At 58.7% G+C, this 21,869-nt stretch carries 25 protein-coding genes; 17 read left to right on the plus strand and 8 right to left on the minus strand.

What is annotated here, in order from left to right:
• Nucleotides 1-5: 5 nt before the first annotated feature.
• On the minus strand, nucleotides 6-1,331 hold the full coding sequence (locus BW974_RS00115; RefSeq protein ID WP_076430160.1) for a metallophosphoesterase: 1,326 nt from the start codon (nucleotides 1,329-1,331) through the stop codon (nucleotides 6-8).
• A gap of 144 nt (nucleotides 1,332-1,475) precedes the next feature.
• Here BW974_RS00115 and BW974_RS00120 point away from each other — a divergent pair, with 144 nt between their 5' ends.
• From BW974_RS00120 to BW974_RS00150, 7 genes are all read left to right on the plus strand, one after another.
• On the plus strand, nucleotides 1,476-1,880 hold the full coding sequence (locus tag BW974_RS00120; protein WP_076426912.1) for a 30S ribosomal protein S6e: 405 nt from the start codon (nucleotides 1,476-1,478) through the stop codon (nucleotides 1,878-1,880).
• Between the two features lie 42 nt (nucleotides 1,881-1,922).
• Complete coding sequence (locus BW974_RS00125) at nucleotides 1,923-2,360, plus strand: DUF7112 family protein (RefSeq protein ID WP_076426914.1); 438 nt, start codon at nucleotides 1,923-1,925, stop codon at nucleotides 2,358-2,360.
• The gene (locus BW974_RS00130; RefSeq protein ID WP_076426916.1) at nucleotides 2,357-2,776 is read left to right on the plus strand and encodes a DUF5807 family protein; all 420 of its coding nucleotides are present in this window, start codon (nucleotides 2,357-2,359) and stop codon (nucleotides 2,774-2,776) included. Before BW974_RS00125 ends, BW974_RS00130 begins: the two co-directional genes overlap by 4 nt.
• A gap of 102 nt (nucleotides 2,777-2,878) precedes the next feature.
• Nucleotides 2,879-4,306, plus strand: coding sequence for an ATP-binding response regulator (locus tag BW974_RS00135; RefSeq protein ID WP_076426918.1), 1,428 nt, complete (start codon nucleotides 2,879-2,881; stop codon nucleotides 4,304-4,306).
• A 59-nt stretch (nucleotides 4,307-4,365) separates the two neighbouring features.
• On the plus strand, nucleotides 4,366-4,629 hold the full coding sequence (locus BW974_RS00140; RefSeq protein WP_076426919.1) for a hypothetical protein: 264 nt from the start codon (nucleotides 4,366-4,368) through the stop codon (nucleotides 4,627-4,629).
• Between the two features lie 389 nt (nucleotides 4,630-5,018).
• The gene (locus BW974_RS00145) at nucleotides 5,019-6,503 is read left to right on the plus strand and encodes a hypothetical protein (RefSeq protein WP_076426921.1); all 1,485 of its coding nucleotides are present in this window, start codon (nucleotides 5,019-5,021) and stop codon (nucleotides 6,501-6,503) included.
• A 179-nt stretch (nucleotides 6,504-6,682) separates the two neighbouring features.
• Nucleotides 6,683-6,826, plus strand: a complete 144-nt coding sequence (locus tag BW974_RS00150) for a YHS domain-containing protein (protein ID WP_076426922.1) — start codon at nucleotides 6,683-6,685, stop codon at nucleotides 6,824-6,826.
• Nucleotides 6,827-6,909: 83 nt separating this feature from the next.
• Here BW974_RS00150 and BW974_RS00155 read toward each other — a convergent pair whose 3' ends face one another.
• Both BW974_RS00155 and BW974_RS26875 read right to left on the minus strand, forming a co-directional pair.
• Nucleotides 6,910-7,701 (minus strand): BtpA/SgcQ family protein, encoded by a 792-nt coding sequence (locus BW974_RS00155; RefSeq protein WP_076426924.1) that lies wholly within the window; start codon nucleotides 7,699-7,701, stop codon nucleotides 6,910-6,912.
• Entirely contained in the window at nucleotides 7,698-7,826 is a 129-nt protein-coding gene (locus BW974_RS26875; protein WP_281247638.1) for a hypothetical protein, read from the minus strand. The genes BW974_RS00155 and BW974_RS26875 overlap by 4 nt, the downstream gene beginning before the upstream one ends.
• Nucleotides 7,827-7,844: 18 nt before the next feature.
• Here BW974_RS26875 and BW974_RS00160 point away from each other — a divergent pair, with 18 nt between their 5' ends.
• Nucleotides 7,845-8,858: a phosphotransferase family protein gene (locus BW974_RS00160; RefSeq protein ID WP_076430161.1), complete on the plus strand. Its 1,014-nt coding sequence runs from the start codon at nucleotides 7,845-7,847 to the stop codon at nucleotides 8,856-8,858.
• 43 nt (nucleotides 8,859-8,901) lie between these two features.
• On the opposite strand, the gene BW974_RS00165 is transcribed toward BW974_RS00160, so the two are convergent.
• The 3 genes from BW974_RS00165 to BW974_RS00175 all read right to left on the minus strand — a co-directional run bounded on the left by BW974_RS00165 (nucleotide 8,902) and on the right by BW974_RS00175 (nucleotide 11,481).
• Entirely contained in the window at nucleotides 8,902-10,035 is a 1,134-nt protein-coding gene (locus tag BW974_RS00165; RefSeq protein WP_076426925.1) for a DHH family phosphoesterase, read from the minus strand.
• 62 nt (nucleotides 10,036-10,097) lie between these two features.
• Nucleotides 10,098-10,934 (minus strand): M99 family carboxypeptidase catalytic domain-containing protein, encoded by an 837-nt coding sequence (locus BW974_RS00170; RefSeq protein WP_175609595.1) that lies wholly within the window; start codon nucleotides 10,932-10,934, stop codon nucleotides 10,098-10,100.
• A gap of 112 nt (nucleotides 10,935-11,046) precedes the next feature.
• Nucleotides 11,047-11,481 (minus strand): universal stress protein, encoded by a 435-nt coding sequence (locus tag BW974_RS00175; RefSeq protein ID WP_076426927.1) that lies wholly within the window; start codon nucleotides 11,479-11,481, stop codon nucleotides 11,047-11,049.
• Between the two features lie 254 nt (nucleotides 11,482-11,735).
• Between BW974_RS00175 and BW974_RS00180 the strand changes: the two genes are divergently transcribed.
• On the plus strand, nucleotides 11,736-12,191 hold the full coding sequence (locus BW974_RS00180; RefSeq protein WP_076426929.1) for a universal stress protein: 456 nt from the start codon (nucleotides 11,736-11,738) through the stop codon (nucleotides 12,189-12,191).
• Nucleotides 12,192-12,277: 86 nt separating this feature from the next.
• Entirely contained in the window at nucleotides 12,278-12,811 is a 534-nt protein-coding gene (locus BW974_RS00185; RefSeq protein WP_076426930.1) for a DUF7529 family protein, read from the plus strand.
• Between the two features lie 3 nt (nucleotides 12,812-12,814).
• Here BW974_RS00185 and BW974_RS00190 read toward each other — a convergent pair whose 3' ends face one another.
• Nucleotides 12,815-13,492: a DUF5806 family protein gene (locus BW974_RS00190; RefSeq protein WP_076426932.1), complete on the minus strand. Its 678-nt coding sequence runs from the start codon at nucleotides 13,490-13,492 to the stop codon at nucleotides 12,815-12,817.
• An 84-nt stretch (nucleotides 13,493-13,576) separates the two neighbouring features.
• Here BW974_RS00190 and BW974_RS00195 point away from each other — a divergent pair, with 84 nt between their 5' ends.
• Complete coding sequence (locus BW974_RS00195) at nucleotides 13,577-13,945, plus strand: universal stress protein (RefSeq protein ID WP_076426934.1); 369 nt, start codon at nucleotides 13,577-13,579, stop codon at nucleotides 13,943-13,945.
• Nucleotides 13,942-14,469, plus strand: coding sequence for a GNAT family N-acetyltransferase (locus BW974_RS00200; RefSeq protein WP_076426936.1), 528 nt, complete (start codon nucleotides 13,942-13,944; stop codon nucleotides 14,467-14,469). The genes BW974_RS00195 and BW974_RS00200 overlap by 4 nt, the downstream gene beginning before the upstream one ends.
• Before the next feature lie 7 nt (nucleotides 14,470-14,476).
• On the opposite strand, the gene BW974_RS00205 is transcribed toward BW974_RS00200, so the two are convergent.
• The gene (locus BW974_RS00205) at nucleotides 14,477-14,932 is read right to left on the minus strand and encodes a hypothetical protein (RefSeq protein ID WP_076426938.1); all 456 of its coding nucleotides are present in this window, start codon (nucleotides 14,930-14,932) and stop codon (nucleotides 14,477-14,479) included.
• A gap of 126 nt (nucleotides 14,933-15,058) precedes the next feature.
• On the opposite strand from BW974_RS00205, the gene BW974_RS26880 reads away from it, so the two are divergent.
• The 5 genes from BW974_RS26880 (at nucleotide 15,059) to BW974_RS00230 (ending at nucleotide 21,862) form a co-directional block, all read left to right on the plus strand.
• Complete coding sequence (locus BW974_RS26880) at nucleotides 15,059-17,515, plus strand: ABC transporter ATP-binding protein (protein WP_076426940.1); 2,457 nt, start codon at nucleotides 15,059-15,061, stop codon at nucleotides 17,513-17,515.
• A gap of 283 nt (nucleotides 17,516-17,798) precedes the next feature.
• On the plus strand, nucleotides 17,799-19,481 hold the full coding sequence (locus BW974_RS00215) for an ABC transporter substrate-binding protein (RefSeq protein WP_076426942.1): 1,683 nt from the start codon (nucleotides 17,799-17,801) through the stop codon (nucleotides 19,479-19,481).
• A gap of 49 nt (nucleotides 19,482-19,530) precedes the next feature.
• Nucleotides 19,531-20,544, plus strand: coding sequence for an ABC transporter permease (locus BW974_RS00220; protein ID WP_076426944.1), 1,014 nt, complete (start codon nucleotides 19,531-19,533; stop codon nucleotides 20,542-20,544).
• The gene (locus BW974_RS00225) at nucleotides 20,541-21,503 is read left to right on the plus strand and encodes an ABC transporter permease (RefSeq protein ID WP_076426947.1); all 963 of its coding nucleotides are present in this window, start codon (nucleotides 20,541-20,543) and stop codon (nucleotides 21,501-21,503) included. Before BW974_RS00220 ends, BW974_RS00225 begins: the two co-directional genes overlap by 4 nt.
• Nucleotides 21,503-21,862 carry a DUF7268 family protein gene (locus BW974_RS00230; protein WP_076426949.1) on the plus strand — a complete coding sequence of 120 codons (360 nt, stop codon included), beginning with the start codon at nucleotides 21,503-21,505 and terminating at the stop codon, nucleotides 21,860-21,862. Before BW974_RS00225 ends, BW974_RS00230 begins: the two co-directional genes overlap by 1 nt.
• The last annotated feature ends 7 nt before the right edge of the window (nucleotides 21,863-21,869 follow it).

Genomic DNA, 21,869 nt, shown 5'->3' on the forward strand with positions numbered 1-21,869 from the left:
GCGTTTTACTCTTCCGACGTCGATTCGACCACCGTTTTTTCCGACCCCTCGATAACAGTTCGGTCAGGGATTTTCGGGTCGGATTTTGGCTTTCGTGAGAGCAGTCGTTGCAGCAGCGTGAGCTCGTTCGGCGCGTCCTTCTCAATTGTGTGGTACTCCACGACTACGTTCCCGTCTTCCTCGCCGATTCGGAAGTAGTTCAATTGGAACGAGGGGTAGTACACCGGTGGGAGGAGTCCGACCCACGTCGGGGTTCGGTGCAGTCGCTTGAGCCACGTTCCGGTGTTGATGATGACGCGCTCGCCGACTGGCGTGAGCGAGACGCGATGGGTGTGGCCGTAGATGAACGCCGCGACGTCGGGATACTCCTCAAACACGTTTTTCGCGGCCTTGACGTAAGGCGCATCGGGATTTTCAGTTGGTTCGTCCGACCGGACGAGGTCGAACCGTTCGAGCGTTTTCCGCGCGTCACGGATGAAAAAGTAGAGTGGTATCGAGATGACGAACAGGAGACTGACGACCACGAGATTGACGAAAAAGACGAACTCGATGAGGCTTCCGACGAATCCCAAATCCCGAAGTATCTCGGCGGTGACCCTCGTTGCTGCGTTTGCACCGAACAGGCCACTGTCCCCGATGAGCAAAACGACTAGATAGATGAAGCTCACGTTGAACAGGAGCAAGAACGGAAGCGCGGCATACCGCAGAAAAGGACTCATCTCCCGATAAAAGTAGTTCGACGCTATCCAATCCGGAATCTCTTCGAGCGGCGTGAGCGACTGGATATCTTTCAGCCAGTTGTACCTCCCGCGCCCCGAGAGTTGTCCGGCCTTGCTCGTGATATGGCGATTGACGAAGTATCCGAGGGGGTTCGCTCGTGGATTGCCGAAATCCGGCATTCGGTTGTGCGCGTCCTGTTGCATCCCGTGTTCTATCCATATTTTCCGCTCGGCGACGGTTCTGACGAGCGAAAGCGTCGGGTCGAGGATGACGTTGAACTCCCGTAATCGCTCGATATATTCCGTATAGCCCGCCAGTTCGGCGTCGTGGTTGCCCGGAATGAGCGTGATGTCAATGCTCTCGCCCGTCTCGCGGAGCTGTTCGAAGAGCTTCGGATGATGGTTCACGAGTTCGTCGAACTTCGCTATTCCATTCGTCTCGGTGAACTCCCAGAGTCCGAAAGCGTCACCAAGAATTATTAGTTCGGCGTCCTCGTCCGCCGATTCGAGCGTTTGAAGAAACTCGACGAACTCGGTTTCGAACTCGCACTTCTGTAACTGTTCGTCGCCCCCTACGTGAAGGTCGCTGACGAAGTAGTAGACGTCGGCCATGCTCCCCGCAAGGAACACACCGTCCCACTCTAAAGGGGCTTCGGCGAACGTTGCCGTTCGTGCGCCGCTTCGGCCACCAACACGTCGCACGAGCACGCGGCCAAAATCGTATTCCTTTTAGGGAGCGACCGTCATCGTTTCCGTATGGCAAACTTTCAGGTCGTCGTTGCGGACCCCGACTCCGGAGCGGCCTATCAGCGCGATATCGACGGACAGGATGCGAACCGATTCCTCGGCAAATCCATCGGCGAGGACGTAGACGGCGGTGCCGTCGGACTCGACGGCTACACGGTCGAAATCACTGGCGGTTCCGACAACGCTGGCCGACCGATGCGCGGCGACGTCAACGGCCCGAGCCTCAAGGACGTGCTCCTCGAAGGCGGCACGGGCTACAACCCGAAACGAGACGGCGAGCGACGCCGTATCTCCGTTCGCGGCAAGGAAATCAGCGAGGCAGTCGCTCAACTGAACGTCTCGATTTCGGAGCGTGGCGACCAGTCCGTTGACGAACTGTACGGCGAAGGCGACGGCGAAGAAGACGACGAGTAATCCGTCGGAGCACTCAAACACTTACACTGTCTTTTCATCACCATGACCCAGCGGGTTTCTAGCGAGACGACCGAAACAGTCCGGGCGACGATGGCACAAGCGGGTGCGACGAACCGGCCACGAATCGAGATTCCGGCGGAGGATGCGGACGCGTTTCCGGCGGACGAAATCGTCCGTTTCGTCGCGGACGAATCCGAATATCGTGCTCGAATCGAGCGTCCACTGACCGGTGACGGCCGCCTGATTCGCGGCCTGTACGACACGCCGCGAATCGCCCGGAATCCGGGAGAGGGCGATAATCGACTCTCCGAGTGGTTCGCCGAGAGCAACCGACAGTTCGGTGGGTCGGTTCTCGTGGACGTCGTCGAAGAGGGATTCAAGTACGGTATCCGGAATCCGGGAGAGCGCGCCGTCTACGAAGCGACCGAAGCGCCGAACGAGAGTCTCGCCGACATCGCAAAGCAGGTGGACGACCAATGAGCGCGGACAAACGCGCGGAATTTCTGGCGGGCGAGCGCACCGACGACGTGGCGCTCTTTCTCGCGGACTCGTTCGTTTCGAACGAGTCGATTGCCGACTACGGCGAGTCGGTTCCCGGCGGAACGCTTCTCATCGTTTCGGGCGACACGGGCAGAAGCGTCTTCCAGAAGGCGACGGGAATGGAGGCGATGGGCTTTGCGAAACAGGCGATGGGAACCGAGGGGGACATCGCGGCCGACCTCTCCGCCGCTGACTGTCCAGAGGGCGACCACGACGTCGAGTTCATCTTCGCGTTCGCGGAAGAACAGAACGAGGAGGTTGGCGGTCTCTACGGCGAGGGGGACGTGATTCACGCCTACGCCTACTGCGCCTGTGGGACTGCGTTCTCCCACAAATGGGTGGCCGGCGAACGATAAGACGTTGACCGTTGTTCGGTGCTCCCGCCCTCATTCCCGTTTTGGGGCCGAAATGAATGGGTTAATTATATATCTTACGGCCACTTTCGAAAAAACGACTCCATGCCGGGTGTAGAGGATATATCGACGAGAAGGAATCTACCAATCGGGATTCGCGTTCTTCATGTTGATGCCGACGAAGCGGTTCTGCAAGCGTCCCGGGAGTCGCTCGAACGTGAAAACGACATCGACACAGTCGTCCCTGTTACGAGCAACGACGATGCCATCGACTATCTCTCAGAGCATCATGCAGACATCGACTGCGTCGTCAGCGATTACGACCCGGAGTGCGGTTCCGGGTTGAAACTGCTCGACACCGTCAGAGAGCGGTGGCCGAGTCTCCCGTTCATCGTCTTCACCGGCAATGGAAGCGAAGACGTGGCGAGCAGAGCGATGTCCTGTGGCGCGACCAACTATCTGCAAAAAGGAACGACGGACACCAGATTACTTTCGCTCATCTCGCAAATCCGTCAGGCTGTTTCCCATCGCCGAACGGAAAAGGAAGTTCACCGTGGCTTTCGAGCCATCGAGATGACCAACGAAGGTATCGCGCTTCTCACGAACTCGTTCGATTTCAACTACGTCAACGAGGCCTACGCGGAACTGTTCGGCTACGACCAAGAAACGCTCATCGGACTCGGATGGGCCGAGACGATTTCCGACGAATCGGTCGAACGTCTTCGCTCCGACATCATTCCGATGGTCGATTCAGAGGGTGAATGGACGGGGGAGATCACCGGCCAAAATCACGACGGAAACACGCTCACGCTGACTCTCTCACTCTCGACCGTCGCGGAAAACGAGTACGTCTGTGCTGTTCGAGACGTAACCGAACGAAAGGAACGCGAAGAAGAACTTATTCAGGAAAACGAACGATTGGACGCGTTTGCGAGTAAGGTATCACACGACCTCCGCAGTCCGCTGAGCATCATCTACGGCTATCTCAACGTCGCTCGGGAGACGGGCAAGAAGGAGCACTTCGACGAAATCGAGGGGGCCGCGGACCGCATCGAAGCAATCATCTCCGACCTGTTAGAAGTCGCCCGAGAGGGTCAAAAGGAACTCGACCGCGAAGTCATCCATCTTCACGACTTCGTCGAACATGTCTGGGACGGTATCGAGAGCGGGGAAGCCACGCTCTATCTCACGCTTTCCGACGTTCGAATCGTTGCAGACCACGACCGTCTGACCGAACTGTTTGCCAACCTCTTTCGAAACGCGGTCGAACACGGTGGCAACGACGTTGTCATCTCGGTCGGAACCACGGAAGACGGCTTTTACGTCGAAGACGGCGGTTCCGGGATTCCGGAAACACAGCGCCAGAGCGTTCTCGAATCGGGCTACTCTACCGCCGATAGCACCGGACTCGGCCTGAGTATCGTCAAGGAAATCGCCGATTCTCACGGGTGGAAAATGCATGTCGAGGACAGTGACGATGGCGGTGCGCGCTTTCGCTTTTCCGGCGTCGAATGCGCACAACAACGCCAATAGTCCACTGACGTTTCGCTCGCGTCGATACCGACTTTACTTCCGATGTCGTCTGTTCACGCATGGCAACGCGCGTACCCATCTCGGACTGGGACGCAATCTCCGATAACCTTCGCCGATTCGCCCCAAACGTCGATAGACACGAGGCAAAACTCATCGCCAGAATGGGTGTTGCTCGATTCACCATCACTCGGGAGGGACACGTCACCGCAGGAATGCCACTGCACGATTTCGACGGCCGGGCCGATTCGCTCGTCTTCGACCACCGTGCTGGCGCGATTCGAATCGAGCGCGCCGGGGTGACCTACGTGTTTCGCAGGCCGTAGAACGAGTGCCACCGACGAAAGGGTGTGGATGGTTCGGCGATTCGGATAGCAACCGCGTACAATCGGCGTTATCTCCTATTTTTCATCGACCATTGACCCGGTAGACACACCGTACGACGGTTCGCCTCGGTCACCACCTCGCTTCATGGACGGGGGAATCTACTCGTCGGGAGCCAATTTTCATTCGCTTGCCGCTTCACTCGTACTATCGACTCCGATATTCTCACACAAATAGTTCTCGCACAACAAGTCAACGAATGATACTATACTTCTACGCGGTCTCAGAATAATTATTCCGTAAAACCACGTTGTAGGCACTCATTACTGCGTTATTATTCCATCAGACTACTCATAACAAAGTGTGAATCCGTTTTCCACCATTTTGTAGCATGCCAAAAAACAACGACAACGAGAGGAACCTCAATCGCAGAGACTACGTAAAAGGGATAGCAGCGGCCGGTATCGGTGCCGGTACAATCTTTTCCGGTGCGTCGGCGGCCCGAACGAATGCGAACGGCGAGGACGTGTACCTCGTCTTCGGTGCTGACACGTCGTCAGACCTCGAATCGTGGCTAGAAAACCGCGCAGGCGACCTGCAATCGAGTTCGCAGGAGTCGAACTCCGAAGTCATCCAGTATCAGGATGTCAACCAACTGAACGTCAACCAACAGGAGAACGCTGTCGCAATCTCCATCGACGGCGGGCAGGCGGACGCGATTCAGCGCACCTACCAGTACAATACGAACACGCAGAAAGGTGATGCACAGTCGATAAACGCAAAGAAAGAGAAGAAAGAACACACCTTCGAAGACGTCAAAAACGCGTACATCGTCTTCGCGGGTGACTCCGATTCGCGCGAGTTTTCCGGCTGGGTCGTCAGCGACAACGTTTTCGAGAGCAAACAGAGCGCGGAGGCGGACATCGACCAAGAACAGGAGGTCGAACAGGTCAACTACAACAGCCAGAGCACTGCTGTCGCCATCTCGGAAGGCGGTAGTTACTCCCGCTCGTACCAGCGAAGCTACCAAGAAAACAACAACGTGCAGACGGCGAAAGCGCTGGCGCTGAACGTCGGCGACGGCGACAGTCAGAAGGCCGATTCGTCGGTTGAACAGTGGCAGGATGTCGACCAACTGAACGTCAACGAACAGGGTATCGCCGTCGCAATCGCAGTCGGCGAGGACAGCGTCGCGAAGGCGTGGCAGGTGAGCTGTCAGTTCAACACGAACAAGCAGATTGCGAAGGCGGCCGCGATAAACTTCGACCCGAAATCCATGGATGAGGTCGCGGCGACGGCCAGAATGAATGGCGACTTCTCGGAGTCGGACGTGAAGCGGACGAAGACCGGCAAAGACCAGGCCAACACGCAGGACGCGGAGGCGGACATCGACCAATTCCAAGGTGTCAACCAACTGAATATCAACCTACAGAATGCGGCCGTTTCGGTCGCTCTCGACAAAAGCGATTCGTACGCGACGCAGGCCAGCTACCAAGGGAACTTCAACGCACAAGTCGCGGAGGCGGCAGCGGTCAACATCGACGAGGGCAATTGGAAGGCGGCAACGGTGTTGAACGGTACGGACGCCAAAGGCGACGGGTCGTGGGCGGTTAGCTACGACAACGGCGGCGACCAAGTCAACCAGCAAACGGCCATCGCCGACATCGACCAAGCGCAGTACGTCGAGCAGTTGAACGTCAACGAACAGTACAGTGCGGTCGCGTACGCCGAGAACGACGGCACCGCGATGGCGGAACAACTCAACTACCAAGTCAATCAGAACGAGCAAATCGCCGAATCGGAAGCGAGCAACGAAAGCGACCAAGACAACAAGAAGGACGGCAAGAAAGACAAAGACGAAAAGTGCGCAGCGTAACCGGATGAGCTGATTCGAAGGTAAAATAGGGCTTCCCGACGACCGCAAGACGCACTCTTCCCACTGAAAACGCGACTTTCTTCTTTCGAGGACGACGGTTCCGCAGTCGATGCACCAACTCCAACGTGGCCGAAACGACCATTGACGAGCAGGTCGTGCCTCGAAATCGGTGATTCACGATGGCCGAATGTCCCGTCTGCGGAATGGACGTCGATGCGGACGACCCGCCAGCCCCAACCGAGTACGAAGGCGAAACCTACGTCTTCTGTGAAGGAATGGGATGCAAGGAAAAGTTCGAAGACAATCCGGAGCAGTACACCTGAAACTGGTCGTGAGTGGCGTCGGCAGAGAGCGGTGTCATCCTTCAGGATGACACCGCCATTTCCGCGTGATACTTTTCCGGGCGCTACACTCGGCGAACGAGTTTCGAAACCCGCGATTCGTCCACTTCGTTCGTCGTCTTCCCACCTTCTTTCAGCGCAGTTCCGACGATTGTGCCGTCCGCGATTTCCAGTAAGTCGGCCACGTTCTCCGCCGTTGTTCCACTGCCGACGAGGACGGAGGCGTCCGAACCGGTTTCGTCTCGGTTCGAGACGACCGATTCGAGCAGGTCGGTATCGACTTCGTGGCCGGTTCCGACGCCGCTCACGACCAGTCCATCCGCGCGTCCGCGCCCGAGGGTTTCGTCCACGAGTTCCGCCAATGGTCGCTCGGCCAGCGGCGCGGAGTGTTTTACGTCGATGTCGGCGAGGATTTTCACGTCGGAATCGATTTCGTCCCGAAGTCGTAGTGTCTCGTGTGCGTTCCCTTCGATGACGCCTTGGTCGGTCAGGCGCGCGCCAGTGTGGACGTTCACGCGGATGAAATCCGCGCCGCCAGCGGTCGCAATCGACAGCGCGGATTTTGCGTCGTTTCGGAGGACGTTCACGCCGAGTGGGCAGCCGACCGCCTGCCGGAGTTCGGTGACGATGCGGGTCATCGACGCGACGACGTGTTTCGGCACGTCGTCGCGGTAGAACGGGGAATCGCCGAAGTTCTCCACCATGATGGCGTCTACGCCCCCAGATTCGAGCGCGTGAGCGTCAGTGAGCGCGCGAGTTCGAACCGCGTCGAAATTACCGCCGTAACCGGGCGAACCGGGGAGGGCAGACAGGTGAACCATGCCGACGATTGCGTCGTCGGTGTCGAAAATACTCATACTGGATGGTCGTCGCGTCCCGAATTAAGGGAATCGAGTTCGTTCGTGGGTGTCGGTTGGCTGTTTCCGTCTCCCCAATTGATGTTGACGATTCGACACCAAAAGATTTCTACCGCCGTAGCCATGAGCGAACTATCGTTGCTATGACCGGAACGAGTCTGGATGTCGAGGTCGTCCCTCGAATGGTCGAAGAGATTCTGGGCGGTCGGCGAGTGGTGGACGTAAAAGCGGCCGAAGAGGGCACTGACGACGTTTTCTTCGTGACCGTCGAGATGCCAAGTACCAGTCGTGAGTGCGTGCTGAAAGCCTGTTCGTTCGTTGACCCGCCTGCGTTTCGAGTCGAACCACGAGTTATCGACCTCGTGAGTCGGCGAACCGAGATTCCAGTTCCGGACGTTTTCGGCTACGTGGACGACCACGACGATTTGCCCGCGCCGTTTTTCTTGATGGGTCGCGCACCCGGCGAGCAGATTTCCGGCCCGGAATCGCTCACCGACGACGCGCTCGAACGAACCGCAAACGATGCAGGACGGCATCTCGGTGAACTCCACTCCGCCGCGTCGTTCGACGGCTACGGTTGGTTTCGTGCAGGTGTAGATGTCGATGGCGAACCGACCGTCGGCGACCTCGCGGTCGCCGACCCCGCTGAAGATTTGCCATCGGCGCTTCGACGCTCCGTGGAAGATGGATTCGAACGCATCGAAGAAACCCGGTTTTCCGACATTCTCGGCGACCTCCGTGCTGGCCTCGACACGCATCTCGACGCGGTTCCTGCCGACCCCGAACCGGTACTCATCCACGCCGATTACCGATTCGGAAACCTACTCATCGACCCCGAAACTGGTGCAGTTCGAACGGTTCTCGATTGGGGGAACCCGTCCACTGGTCACAGCGAATACGATCTCGTCCAAACAGAACAGTATCTCTGCGGGCGACTCCCGCTCGACGCTGACCGTCGCCATCTCGTCCGGAACGCGCTCGAAGCAGGCTACGGTGAGACGAACGACCTCTCACGCGACGAAGGATTCGACGCAGTTCGACACGCGTACTTCTTCATCACGCAGCTCTGGCCGCTCGCGTGGTTCGACCTTTGGTACGGCGAAGACGACGAGATTGCAGAACAGCAGCGAACACTGATGCAGTCGCTTCTCCCCTGAGCGCTACTCCCTTTTTGCTCGATTGTCGTATCGCTCGATTTTCCTACTCGTCCGATTCGCCTTCCGCTTCCGCCTCTTCCTCTGTTTCCTCTTCCTTTGCTCCCTCATCATCTTCGTGTTTCAGGCTCCAGAACGCTTCGAGAATGACCTGTTTCGTCACCGCACCCTGCGTCGTCCAGTGGTGAGCGTAATCCAGCATGTCGTCGTAGATGCTCGGTTTGCAGCCCGCGGCTTTCGGGTGGCCGCCACCGTTGACCTGTCGGGCGACTTCGTGGCATCGCTGGAACTCGTCGGTGCCGCGGATGCTCGCGCTTCCGGCAGGTTTGACGACGACGGAAGCGTCCGCTCCCTGCTCGCGCATCGCCTCGGCGACTTCGTTCTGCGAACAGCGACCGTAGGTGACGCCGACCGTCCAGTCACCGATTTCCTTCATGTTTGCGCGCTCCACTGCGCGCTCGACGAGTGCTTCTTTTTCGACGCGCTGTTCGGCGAGAAATTCGAGCACTTCTTCCGGGAAATCCGCGCCGTGCTCCTGAATCACGTCCATGTACTCTTCCGGTTCCGACCAGTAGGAGTAGTCCGCGAGGTCGTCGCTTCGCGGGTCTTCGCGGAGCCACAGGTCGTGGTCGCGCGTGACGACTGCGAGTTCGACCAAGTAGTCCGGGAACTCGTAATCGAGTGACCGAGCGACCACATCGGCGGTACACTCTTCTTCGGATTCGCCGACGACGAGTTCGACGCCTGCGGCGCGAACCGCGTCGGCGACGGCGTCGTCCCACTGGTGGTGGTCGTACCAGAACACTTCGTCGGCCTCCTCTACGAGGATTTCCAACTCTGCCGCGATTTCTTCGTAGGTGTCCGGACAGAGGTCGCAGACGAAAACGGTCGCGCCGGGTTCGCTGTAGGCGACGACTCGTTCGAGCGCGTCCCCGAGGTCGTGTGGTCCCGCGTCGATGAGCGCGCCTTCGCCGTAGGCTTCGCGGATGAGCGCCGTCGCGGCCAGTCCGTCAGCGTCTGGATCGGCCACCACTGCGACTTCGGCGCCGGTCAGCGTCTCCTGTGCCTCTTGTTCCTCTTTCCGCTCTTCGAACGAGTCGGGAATGAAAAAGCCCTCACCGGGGAGTAGCGATTTCCGTTCCAGCGAGAGGTTGTCGTCGTCGATAACCCAATCTTTCATACCTCTTCTCTGGTGCGCGACGCAAAGAGTTCCCGGTTCTGCGGGCGGGACGTTTTTCTCGCCTACTCGTACGTCCTGTCCATTCCGTTTCGTCGAAGCAGGTGGCGAACCATGTTGAGCGTCCAGTTGACGCGCGTGTCGAGGTCGGTGCCGTATCGCGTCGTCTTCACGATGTAGCCGGGGATGTACATATCCGCGAAGACTTTGTGAATCAACAGCGGTTGGTCGCCGTCGACGAGGTTCCCGCGTTTGAACTCGTAGTACTCGGGGAACGAGTCATCCAGATGATGCTCGTTCATGTACTTTGCCGTCATCGTCGTGTCCACGTCCGCCCCTTCCGAAAGCGTGGGGTAGATGGCTTGTCCGTCGCCGTCAGGGCCGTCCGATTCCCGGTAGAGTCCCTTCGAACTGTGGAGGTTGAGTACCGTTTTCGGATTGTGCCTGTCGATGGCGCTCCAGATCGCTCTGGCGAGCGCGGTTCTCGGTTCCTTTCCGGGAGTGAACTTTCGGTTTAGGTCGCCGTTGTCGTTCGAAGACGTTCCGCGCTCGATGGCGACCGGGTTCGCCCGCGGAATCACCACGAGCGTTCCTCTATCGACTGACCACGTCGCCACGTCGTCCGCCGCGCGATAGCCGCTTTCCTCGTCACCGTGAATGCCACCGACGACGACTGCCGTCGGGCCAGGCTCGCCGGACTCCGTCACGTACACGTCGGTTTCCTCCTCGGTTCCGGTTCGAATCGTGTACGACGAATGCTCTCCGCTTGCCGCCCCGGTTCCAGCAAATCCGACCGTCGTTGCCGCGAGTGCCGCGCCCGACTTCAGCAAAAAGCTCCGCCGCGAACTGCCGGTTTCGAATCTCGAATTGTCCGATTTTTCTGCTTGGTTGTCTCTAACCATTTAGCAATTATACAACAACTATCTTACGCTTATCACTTTCTTATGAACTAATAAATATTATTCTAAATAGTACGTGTTATTCCAGCGACAGTGGAATTTTCGGATATTTTCTCTACGCCTCGCCGGGGTCGAGTTGCCGAACAGTCATCACGGGCGTCGGGCAGGTGCGGACGACGCGCTCTGCGACGCTTCCGATGAGGAATCGGTTCTCGCCGTGGCGACCTCTGGTTCCCGTCGCAACCACGTCGGCGTCATTGTCGCGGGCGTACTCGCGGATTTCTGCGGCAGGGTTGCCTTCCCGAACTGCGGTCACGACGTTGCGGTCTGCGTGGTCGTGCACCGATTCGAGTGCAGTTTCGCCCTGCGATTCGAGCGCGGCGTGAAGTTCGTCTCGGAGCGTCTCGGGTGAGGATTCGACCTCGCCTGCGTCCACGACGTACAGCGCGTGAACTTCGGCGTCGAACTTACGTGCGAGGTCGAGCGAGACCACAATCGCACGCTCCACACTCTCGGAGCCATCCGTGGCGATAACGACGGTGTCTATCATGCTTTCTCCTTCCGCTTGCATCGTTGTTAAAGTGTGAGGTCGTATATTGCGTCAACCCAAACTGCTAAGTGTTATGTTATACGTTATCAATACGCCCGACGGGGCAAGGTTGCACCCAAACCGCAATCACACCCGATTGCGGTTTGTTGGTATCGAACCGAACGTTCTCCCGTACTGTCTCCGATTTCGAGAGTCATGCCGATTCCGAACCCAGTGAGAGAAGGTTTTTTGCCTCCCTGCACGCACCCACGGATATGACCGCGTCGCCAGTCGAAGTGAATACGGTACTCGTTCCGGTTGACGGAAGCGACGAATCGGTGCGAGCAATCGAGTACGCAGTCGCTATCGCCGAGAAGTACGACGCGCGCGTCCACGCGCTCTACGTCCTCGGCGAGGAGATGACCCGCGCAGTCGAAACAGGTGCCGTCGAAGAGGACGATGTCGTCGTCGAAACCGAATCGTTCATCGACAGCGCCCGCGACGTCGCGGACGACGCGGGCGTCGAACTCAGCAACTCTATCGCACTCGGGTTCTCCACCATGCGCAAACTTCAGCACCCGGGCAGTGCCGTCCTCGACTGCGCGGACGAAATCGACGCCGACTTCCTCGTCATTCCGCGGGAACCGCTCTCCGGCGAACCCGGCGAAGTGCTGGAGAAGGCCGCGGAGTACGTTCTGTTGTACGCCAGCCAACCCGTACTTTCGGTCTGACTTTTCCTCCGTCTGATTCGCGCTGTCCGATTTTCTCGAACCGCGATGACACAACGTTTTTACCCGAAAAAGCCCCGAATCGGTGTATGGACGGGACGACGCCGAATACCACGGCGCACTCACGAGCGATGCCGTTTTGGGAGGACGTTCTCGCCGACATGGAAGCCACGGCGGAGGAATACGAACAGTCCGGATGGAACGTTGTACAACTCCATCCGGGTGACGTGACGCCACGCTGGACTGAAGACCACGACGAGTTCGGTCTGGACATACTCGTCCCGAACGACGAGTTCGATGCGGTTTCGGACCTGCTCGATTCCGGCGTCGAGTTCGACGCCTTCGAGGCGTTCCGCGCGATGGGCGACTCCCTCGTGTTCGTCGTCGTCGTCATGGAAGACCACGACACCGAAACCGCGGTCTGCTATCCGACGTACTACGACGTGCGAGGGGCGGAACAGATGTTACAGGACGCGATGGACGCGGGCGTGATGTACTCGTTCATCCGAACCTTGACTGAAGACCGCGTTCGATTCACGCACGACGACCCCACGGTGTTCCAACCGCCGGAACCGGAGCAAGAAGCCGAGACGGACGACCCGGCGACTAGCGCCGACGAATAGCTACTACTCGTTTTCGCCGATTTCGTGGCCGCAGTGCGGACACTCCATCTCGTCGTGGCGCAACTGCTCGCTGGATTCGCGCACTTCGCGCATCACGTCCGAAATTCGGTCTTCGGCGGCGAGTTCGTCGTCAACCGAGAGGTCAACGCCCTCGACTTCGAGGAGGAACTTCGCCACCTCGGTCACCTCGTACATCACGTCGTCCAGTTCCTCCGCGGTGAAAAAGCCGGACATCGCGCCGTAGAGGAACGTCGCGCCCGCTTTCCTGACTTTGTCCTCGAACGCAGACCGCGCTTGGTTGACCGCCTGCGGGGTGTAGGTGTCGGTCATGAACGGGATGAGGTACGGTAGGTTGTTGCCGATTTTTGTCATCTCGACGCCCGTTTCGGTTCTAAAATCTGCACAGAGTCGAGCGATTGCCCACTCGCGCGCGGTGATGTACGTTCGGTCGCGCAGGAACTCGTTGACGCGGTCGTACTCCGCGCCATCCATCTTCTTGAACCGCGCGTATTTCTGTACGTCCGGCGGGAGTTCGGGAGCGGAATCCGAACCGGATTCCGCTCCGTGCGCGCTCGATTCCGTCTTTTCGTCCGTCTCATTGATTCCATTCGGCTCGTCCATTCCGTCCATCCGGTCTGTTTCCTCCGTATCGCGTTCCGGTGGGGAGGGGTCGTTTGACATACGCCGTCGTTACCGAGCGGGGTGCAAAAGCGTATCGCAGTGTCGCACCCAATTGTTTTGGCACATGCCGGATATGGGGGTAGTATGAAAGTATTACTGGGAATCGGTGGAAGTGAGGACTCTTTCACCGCACTGGAACAGACGGTATCGCGCGCCGTTCTCGCGGACGACGACCTGACGGTCGCCGTCCTCGACAACCCGGAGAGCGACCGGTCGAAGGACGAAATCGGGGAGAAAGTCGAAAACGTGCTCACGGACGCCGACTTGGACGCAACGGTGCGCGACGTGTCGGGCGACCCTGGAAGCCGACTGCTCGACATCGCCGAAAGCGAGGGCTACGACCAAATCGTTCTCGGCGGCGGCCAGCGCAGTCCGATGGGGAAAATTCGGCTCGGCCACATCGCCGAGTTCGTCCTGTTGAACTCCCACGTGTCGGTGAAACTGGTACGATGAACGACCATCGACGCTTTCCGGACGAACCCGCAGGGCCGTTTCCGGAACCGCCGCTTTCGTTCAACGACCGCGAGGAGCGCGAGATAGAAATTCGCGCCCTCGAAGATGAGGACGTGGAACCGCTCGTGGCGATGTACACCGATTTCGACCCTGCCGACCGCGCCCAAGGGATTCCTCCGGCCACGGAGCCACGAGTCCGAAACTGGGTCGAAACCCTGACCGACGGCGACGGCTACAACGTCGTCGCGTGGCACGGCGACGAAATCGCGGGCCACGCGACCCTCGTTCCAGACGGTGACTCCGCCTACGAACTCGCCATCTTCGTCCATCAGGACTACCAGCGTGCGGGAATCGGGTCGCACCTGATTCGTACCCTGCTCGGCTACGGACGACAACAGGACGTGGATAAGGTGTGGCTCACCGTCGAACGCTGGAACCGCGCGGCCGTGAACCTCTACCGCAACGTCGGCTTCGAAACCGCGGACGCAGAAAGTTTCGAGTTGGAGATGGTGCTGCGGTTGTAATTCCAGACTACTGTTTTTCGCTCGATTTTATCTCGAAATCGATGCACAGGTACGGATTCGAACCAAGATAGACGAACCGATGTTGTCCCGGCGAGAGTTCTCGAAGGAGACCGTACGTCCCGAAATCGGCGACTATATCCTGTCCTATCGGTAGCTCTATGGCTTCCGAACTACCCGGAGGCAGAGCCAATGCCGCCAACAGAACACCGTTCGCTGTCGTCCCGACAAGTTCTACCCACCCGGAGTTGGTTTCTTCCAAAAGTGTAAACGGGTGTTCTGGACTAACGATTACCTCTCTATCGGAAACGTTCTCTATCGTGACTGTAATCGCCCGACCAAATTCGACGGCCTCCCTGTCCGTCGAAAGCCGCAACCATTCGTCTTCGGCTTCTACGAGTCTGCCGTCGTCCAGCGTGTACTCCGCCACTGGTTCCGGGGAATACAGTTCGGATACTTGCTTCATACTATCCCGCACACTCCGCCCGGACAACAACCTTCCTTCGTCGATGGCCGCTTTCCTCGTTCGTATGCCGCGTGCTACATACAACCGAACGATTTTTGCTAACAGGAAAAGGATACCCGCGTAACTGTGACCGATTTACTGTCCATCTCGAATCTCAAGACGCAGTTCCACACGGAGCGGGGAACGGTCAAGGCGGTGGACGACTTCGAACTGACCATCCGCGAGGGTGAGACGGTCGGACTCGTCGGCGAATCGGGGTCGGGAAAGAGCGTCACCGCGCTTTCCGCGATGCAACTCATCGACGACCCCGGCGAAGTCGTCTCCGGCGACATCAAGTTCCAAGACGAGGAAATCGCTTCGGAGTTCGCCGAAAAGTATCCGGAAGGCGTCGGAGAGTTCGTCTTCCCCGACGAGGGCTACATCGACTTCATGGACGCTCCTGAACCCGTCATGCGGGACATCCGGGGCGGCGAAATGGGGATGATTTTCCAAGACCCGATGACCTCGCTCAATCCCGCGCTGACCGTGGGCGAGCAAGTCGCGGAGAGCCTCCAACTCCACCAGTACGAGGGCAAACGAAACGACAACTGGTGGAACGCGGTTCGTGAAATCGCGCCGAAACTCGGTGGCGACGAAATGGACGAAGACCTCCTGCAGGACACCATCGACATCCTGCAGGAAGTCGGGATTTCCGAACCAGAATCCCGCGTCGAGGAGTATCCGCACGAGTTCTCCGGCGGGATGCGCCAGCGCGTCCTCATCGCCATCGCGCTGGCCTGCAAACCGAAACTGCTCATCGCGGACGAACCGACGACGGCGCTGGACGTGACGATTCAGGCCCAGATTCTCGACCTCATCAACGATTTACAGGACGAACTGGGCATGTCTGTCTTCATGATTACGCACGACCTCGGCGTCGTCGCCGAAACCTGCGACCGCGTCGCGGTGATGTACGCAGGCGACCTCGTGGAGGTCGGCCCGGTTGACGAGATTTTCCACAATCCGAGCCATCCCTACACCTACGCGCTGCTCGAATCCATCCCGCGCGAGGACAAAGAGCGCCTGACGCCAATCGACGGCAACGTCCCTGACCTCATCGACATGCCCGAAGGATGTCACTTTGCGCCGCGCTGTCCGTGGGCGAAACCGGAGTGTACGCAGGGCGAGATTCCGAACCTTCAACACGGTCCCGACGACGTTGACCATCGCGCGAAATGCGTTCTCGAAGATTTCGACGAGCAAGAGTACATCGAGGAACACGAGAGTATTTCGACCGAAGGACACGAAACCGGCGAGTCGCTGGTGACGGTTGACCAACTGAAAAAACATTATTCGCGGGCAGACGATTTCCTCGACAAGTGGCTCGCGAAGGAAAACCAGAGCGTAAAAGCGGTCGATGGCATCTCCTTCGACATCTACGAGGGCGAGACGCTCGGCCTCGTCGGCGAGTCCGGGTGTGGAAAATCCACCGCCGGTCGCTCGCTCCTGCGCCTCGAACAGTTGACGGACGGGCGCGTCGTCTTCGCGGGAACCGACCTCGGCGGGTTGGACAGCACGGAACTTCGCGAGACGCGAAAGGACATGCAGATGATTTTCCAAGACCCGCTGTCCAGCCTCGACCCCCGGATGACGGTCGGCCAAACCATCGCCGAACCGCTGAAAATCCACGGCCTCGCGAAAGGCAACCGGGACGAGCGCGTCGAAGAACTGATGGAGAACGTCGGTCTGGAACCGGGCCAACGCGACCGCTATCCGCACGAGATTTCGGGCGGTCAGCGCCAGCGCGTCGGCATCGCCCGCGCGCTGGCGGTTGACCCCGACTTCATCGTCGCCGACGAACCGGTTTCTGCACTGGACGTGTCCGTGCAAGCCCAAATCATCAATCTGCTCGAAGATTTGCAGGAAGAGTTCGGCCTAACATACCTGTTCATCGCGCACGACCTCTCCGTGGTTCGTCACATCTCCGACCGCATTGCGGTGATGTATCTCGGGGAAATCGTGGAAGTCGCGGACACCGACGAACTGTTCGCCGACCCGAAACACCCCTACACGCAGGCGCTCCTCTCGGCGATTCCGGAACCCGACCCGCGGGCCGATACGGACGACCGAATCATCCTCGAAGGCGACGTTCCGTCGCCAATCGACCCACCGAGTGGCTGTCACTTCCGAACCCGCTGTCCGAAAATCATCCCGCCGGAAGACATGGACATCGACCAGCGAGCGTTCCGCGAGGTGATGGATTACCGTGAACGAGTCGAAGAGCGCGCAATCAACCTCGATTCCGTGCGCGAACAGGCCGAGGAAGGCACCGCCCCAGTGCAGGAAGCGACCGCAACCGACGGCGGGTCGGTCGCCGGTGGTTCTTTCCGCGCCGTTCTCTGGAGTCGCCTGTTCGACACCGAACCGACAGGCGAACCCCGCGAGGTGATCGAACAATCGTTCGACCATCTCGAAAACGGTGATTGGGAGTCTGCCGAATCGCTCCTCCGTGAAAACTTCACGAGCATCTGCGAACACAACAATCCAGTGCTACAGGACAGTGCGCACCCCTCGGCCTGTCATCTCTACGACCAACCCGAATAGCTGGGTTTCGTGTATCTTTGCGTATTTTTGCCCGAATGTGGTGAAAATTGGCGAGCAGTATGTTCAGTTTTTATCGTCCCTCCTTGACCGAATCCAAAACTATCGTGTCGTATCGAAACTTTCGTATCGTTAGTAAAAATAGTACTCTGCCGATTTATTAATAACCTGAAAGACGAATTAGCGACTACTAATCACTTTCTCGACGTACCATGTGTTGATTCGTGTGAACTTCTATTACTATCGGTTCGGTATGTTTATATGGAACATAGAAACACTGTGACGTATGGCGTCACGAAACAATGTAACAGACAGACGTAGTTTCCTCAAAGCGGCAGGCGGAGCGGCCGCCGCCGCATCGCTCGCCGGGTGTCTCGGCGGCGACGAAGGAGACGGCGACGGAAACGGCGACGGCAACGGTGGTGGACTGCTTTCCTACGCGCGTGGAAGTGACTCCAGTTCGCTCGACCCGCAGGCGACGACCAGCGGTGAGGACGCAAAGGTGATGAACCAGATTTTCGACCGCCTCATCCACTTCAAGCCCGGAGAAACCGCGCTCACCAAAGGTCTTGCGACGGAGTTCAACCTCGACGGCCAGACGGCGACGCTCCAACTCCGCGAGGACGCAAAATTCCACAACGGCGAGGATTTCACCGCAGACGACTTCCTCGCGACCTACGACCGATTCCTCAACGAAGACTCCGAACACTACATCGACAACCACTACGATGGAAAAGGAAACGCGTCCATTTACGGCAATTACCTGCTCGGAAAGGTCAACAACGTGAGTGCCGACGGCGATTACACGCTGAAGTTCGAGCTCGGAGAGCGGTACGCGCCGTTCCTCGCCAACCTCGCCGTGTTCGCACTCGCGGTGCTCTCGAAGAAACAAATTCAAGAGAGCGGTGGCCAGATTGCCCAACAGCCAGTTGGCACCGGCCCGTTCGAACTGGACAACTGGAACACGAACCAAGGTCGCATCCGACTCGCGGCGAACGGCGACTACTGGGGCGACGCGCCGAACGTTGATGAAGTCGTCTTCGAAGGTGTTCAGGACAACGGAACCCGCGCGCAGCGACTCCTCTCCGGAGAATCCCACATCGTTGACGGCCTCGGCGCACAGCAGGCAAAGCAGATTGAGGGTGGCGACGGCGTCACGCTCGAACGGACGGAAGGCCTGAACGTCGGATACATGGCGTTCAACATGTCGCGCGTCGAAGCGTTCCGCGACAAGAACGTCCGGCAGGCTATCAGCCACGCTATCAACACGAAAGCCATCGTGGACAACATCTACGAGGGACTCGCCGTGCAGGCGAGTCAGCCGATTCCGCCGGGAGTCATGGGTTACAACGAACAGCTCGACCCGTACCCGTACAACCCGGAGAAGGCCAAAGAACTCCTCAACCAGACGGATTACGCCGACGGCTTCTCGTTCGAACTAGCGACGATGAACAACCCACGTCCGTACTTCCCGTCGCCCGTTCAGACGGCGGACACGGTTCGTTCGAATCTCAACGAAATCGGCATCAACGTCACGGTCAACGAACAGGTGTGGGACCCGTACCTCACCTACACGTCCGAGGGTAAACACGACGCCTGTTTCCTCGGCTGGATGACCGACAACGGTGACCCGGACAACTTCTACTACGCGCTCCTCCACCCACAGCCGAAAGAGGGCGTCGAAGCCTCCGAAGACCAAGACTGGATGGCGTGGGAGGACATGAACAACACGAGCAACAACGCCGCGTGGGCGAACAACGAGTTCATGAGCCTCATCGAGGAAGGACAGAAGAAGTACGGCGACAGCGAGCGCGAGCAACTGTACAAGAAAGCCGGAAAAATCGCGCACGACGAAGCACCGTGGGTGTACGTCACCCACACCGAGGAACTCCGCGGTATCAGCAGCGACGTAAGCAACTTCACGCTCGCGCCAATCAGCGGGCCGTACCTCAATTTGGTTGAACTGTAACGACCGAAGAACGCATCTTTTTTGGTGACTGATACCAAGCGTTTGGATAATGATTAGCAAGCGCTTTCTCCTGAAGCGTGTTCTGTTGCTGATCCCGGTTTTGCTGGGTGTTGCGACGTTCGTTTTCGCAATTCTCCATCTCTCTCCGGGGAACCCGGCGCGGTCGATGGCCGGTCAGCGCGCATCGGAGGAGTTCGTTCGCCAGATAGAACGCGACCTGGGACTCGACGAACCGATATGGGTGCAGTACGGAGAGTTCCTCTTCAACACGCTTAAACTCGATTTGGGTCAGTCGTACAACATCCGGCGAGGCGTTCCCGTCACCACGATTTTGGGTGACAAACTCCCAACCACCATCGAGATGGCCGTTCTCGGCCAGATAATTGGCGTTTCGATAGGTATCCCGCTGGGGATTATCAGCGCGGTCAAGCAAAACTCGTTCACCGACCACTTCACGCGGGTCGGAGCACTGACGGGAATCAGCGTGCCTATCTTCTGGAGCGGCCCGCTTCTCATCCTCCTGTTCGCGCAGATGCTCGGCGTCCTTCCGACGAGTGGGCGCATCGCAACGGAGTACTCGATACCAGCGATAACCGGCTTTATTACGCTCGACACACTGCTCGTGCTTGAGTTCGATGCGTTCATATCCGCAGTTCGGCACCTCTTCTTGCCGTGTCTCGTTCTCGGCATCTACCAGATGGCGCTCATCTCACGGATGATGCGCTCGTCGATGCTGGAAGTCGTCCGGCAGGATTACATCCGAACTGCGCGCGCCAAGGGGCAGGGAATCAAAATCACCCTGATGAAACACGGCCTTCGGAACGCACTCATTCCAGTGATTACGGTCATCGGCATCCAGTTCGGGTCACTGCTCGGCGGTGCAGTGCTGACCGAAACCGTGTTCGGTATCTCTGGAGTCGGCCGACTGCTAGTGGACGCGATAAGCGCCGGTGACTACCCGGTCGTGCAGGGCACCGTGCTGGTATTCGCGTTCCTGTTCACGCTGGTCAATCTCGGCGTTGACATCACATACTCCTACCTCGACCCGAGGATCGAACAATGAGTACGCAATCACAATCCGAGGAACAGCAGACGCGCGGATTCGTCGAACGACTCCGGGCCTCGCCGTTCCTCTCACAGCTCCTGTCGAATCGTCTCGCCGTAACCGGTTTGCTCATCATCCTCTCGATGGTAGCAATTGCCCTCTATGCGAGGTTGTTCCTCGACCTCGGGGTAATCACGACCTCGCAACTCGGTAGCGCCCCGTCGATGCAAGGGCCGTGTGGGCACCAGTCGCTTTCGGGAACGGTCGGCTCTCTTGGTTCCTGTGAGTACCTCTTCGGAACCGACATCCAGAGCCGTGACATCTTCCCCCGCGTCATGTACGGTGCGTGGCTGGCGCTGAAATACGGTACCATCACGGTCGGGGCCTCGACGGTTCTCGGTGTCGGACTCGGCATCATGGCAGCCTACTACAGCGACCTCACCGACAACGTCATCATGCGGACGATGGACGTGCTGCTCGCGTTCCCGGCGCTGCTGCTGGCGCTCGCGCTGGTCGCCATCTTCCCGAACGAATGGGGTCTTTGGCGTGCAGTCGTCGCATTGACGCTCGTGTACACGCCGCGGTTCGCCCGCGTCGTCCGCGGTGCGGCGCTGAAAGTGCTCGAAGACGAGTACATCGACGCGACGGTTGCACTCGGCGCAACCGACCCGCGGGTACTCGTCCGGCACATCCTGCCGAACTCGCTCGCACCCATCACGGTGCAGAGTACGCTCAACTTCGGGCTGGCTATCATCGACCTCGCGGCGCTCTCGTTCCTCGGCTTCGGTGCGCAGGCGGGGACGCCATCGTGGGGGCTGATGCTCTCGAACGGTGTCGAAAACGGCCTGCTCACCGGCGAGTGGTGGTGGTCGTTCTTCCCCGGTCTGTTCCTCGCCGTGACCGTGCTGGGCTTCAACCTGCTCGGCGACGGCATGCGCGACGCACTCGACCCCCGCATGCGTGAAACGGTAGACTGATGGATTCCCTCGGCGCGGTGCTCTTTTCGCGCGCTCGTTTCGCCGCCCGGTTCGGGCTTCTCGGATTCGCGTTGGGGACTGTTGCTCTCTTCGTCGCCGTGTTGTTGGGTGATTCGGTGCGGTTCGCCAGCGCGAACGTGTTCGCTCTCGGCGCGCTCGGGTTTGCGATTGGTCTCCTCGGCTGGTCGGGTTCGGTGTTCGCGGGTGAGGCCATCGAAAACATGAACGAACAACTCGACTCGAACTCGAACTGGACGGAGGAGGACTCCCGTCGCGCGATGACGGTCATCGGTAGTGTCGGTGCTGGCTGGATGGTCGGCGTGAGTGCGATGACGCCTGTCTTGCATGCGGCATATTAGGCCGTAA

Source organism: Haladaptatus litoreus (assembly GCF_900156425.1).
Taxonomy (GTDB): Archaea; Halobacteriota; Halobacteria; order Halobacteriales; family Haladaptataceae; genus Haladaptatus; species Haladaptatus litoreus.

Coding starts and splice junctions, on each gene's coding strand:
- BW974_RS00115 (WP_076430160.1), bottom strand. CDS start 1,331: ATGGCCGACGTCTACTACTTCGTCAGCGACCTTCACGTAGGGGGCGAC.
- BW974_RS00120 (WP_076426912.1), top strand. CDS start 1,476: ATGGCAAACTTTCAGGTCGTCGTTGCGGACCCCGACTCCGGAGCGGCC.
- BW974_RS00125 (WP_076426914.1), top strand. CDS start 1,923: ATGACCCAGCGGGTTTCTAGCGAGACGACCGAAACAGTCCGGGCGACG.
- BW974_RS00130 (WP_076426916.1), top strand. CDS start 2,357: ATGAGCGCGGACAAACGCGCGGAATTTCTGGCGGGCGAGCGCACCGAC.
- BW974_RS00135 (WP_076426918.1), top strand. CDS start 2,879: ATGCCGGGTGTAGAGGATATATCGACGAGAAGGAATCTACCAATCGGG.
- BW974_RS00140 (WP_076426919.1), top strand. CDS start 4,366: ATGGCAACGCGCGTACCCATCTCGGACTGGGACGCAATCTCCGATAAC.
- BW974_RS00145 (WP_076426921.1), top strand. CDS start 5,019: ATGCCAAAAAACAACGACAACGAGAGGAACCTCAATCGCAGAGACTAC.
- BW974_RS00150 (WP_076426922.1), top strand. CDS start 6,683: ATGGCCGAATGTCCCGTCTGCGGAATGGACGTCGATGCGGACGACCCG.
- BW974_RS00155 (WP_076426924.1), bottom strand. CDS start 7,701: ATGAGTATTTTCGACACCGACGACGCAATCGTCGGCATGGTTCACCTG.
- BW974_RS26875 (WP_281247638.1), bottom strand. CDS start 7,826: ATGGCTACGGCGGTAGAAATCTTTTGGTGTCGAATCGTCAACATCAAT.
- BW974_RS00160 (WP_076430161.1), top strand. CDS start 7,845: ATGACCGGAACGAGTCTGGATGTCGAGGTCGTCCCTCGAATGGTCGAA.
- BW974_RS00165 (WP_076426925.1), bottom strand. CDS start 10,035: ATGAAAGATTGGGTTATCGACGACGACAACCTCTCGCTGGAACGGAAA.
- BW974_RS00170 (WP_175609595.1), bottom strand. CDS start 10,934: ATGGTTAGAGACAACCAAGCAGAAAAATCGGACAATTCGAGATTCGAA.
- BW974_RS00175 (WP_076426927.1), bottom strand. CDS start 11,481: ATGATAGACACCGTCGTTATCGCCACGGATGGCTCCGAGAGTGTGGAG.
- BW974_RS00180 (WP_076426929.1), top strand. CDS start 11,736: ATGACCGCGTCGCCAGTCGAAGTGAATACGGTACTCGTTCCGGTTGAC.
- BW974_RS00185 (WP_076426930.1), top strand. CDS start 12,278: ATGGACGGGACGACGCCGAATACCACGGCGCACTCACGAGCGATGCCG.
- BW974_RS00190 (WP_076426932.1), bottom strand. CDS start 13,492: ATGTCAAACGACCCCTCCCCACCGGAACGCGATACGGAGGAAACAGAC.
- BW974_RS00195 (WP_076426934.1), top strand. CDS start 13,577: ATGAAAGTATTACTGGGAATCGGTGGAAGTGAGGACTCTTTCACCGCA.
- BW974_RS00200 (WP_076426936.1), top strand. CDS start 13,942: ATGAACGACCATCGACGCTTTCCGGACGAACCCGCAGGGCCGTTTCCG.
- BW974_RS00205 (WP_076426938.1), bottom strand. CDS start 14,932: ATGAAGCAAGTATCCGAACTGTATTCCCCGGAACCAGTGGCGGAGTAC.
- BW974_RS00215 (WP_076426942.1), top strand. CDS start 17,799: ATGGCGTCACGAAACAATGTAACAGACAGACGTAGTTTCCTCAAAGCG.
- BW974_RS00220 (WP_076426944.1), top strand. CDS start 19,531: ATGATTAGCAAGCGCTTTCTCCTGAAGCGTGTTCTGTTGCTGATCCCG.
- BW974_RS00225 (WP_076426947.1), top strand. CDS start 20,541: ATGAGTACGCAATCACAATCCGAGGAACAGCAGACGCGCGGATTCGTC.
- BW974_RS00230 (WP_076426949.1), top strand. CDS start 21,503: ATGGATTCCCTCGGCGCGGTGCTCTTTTCGCGCGCTCGTTTCGCCGCC.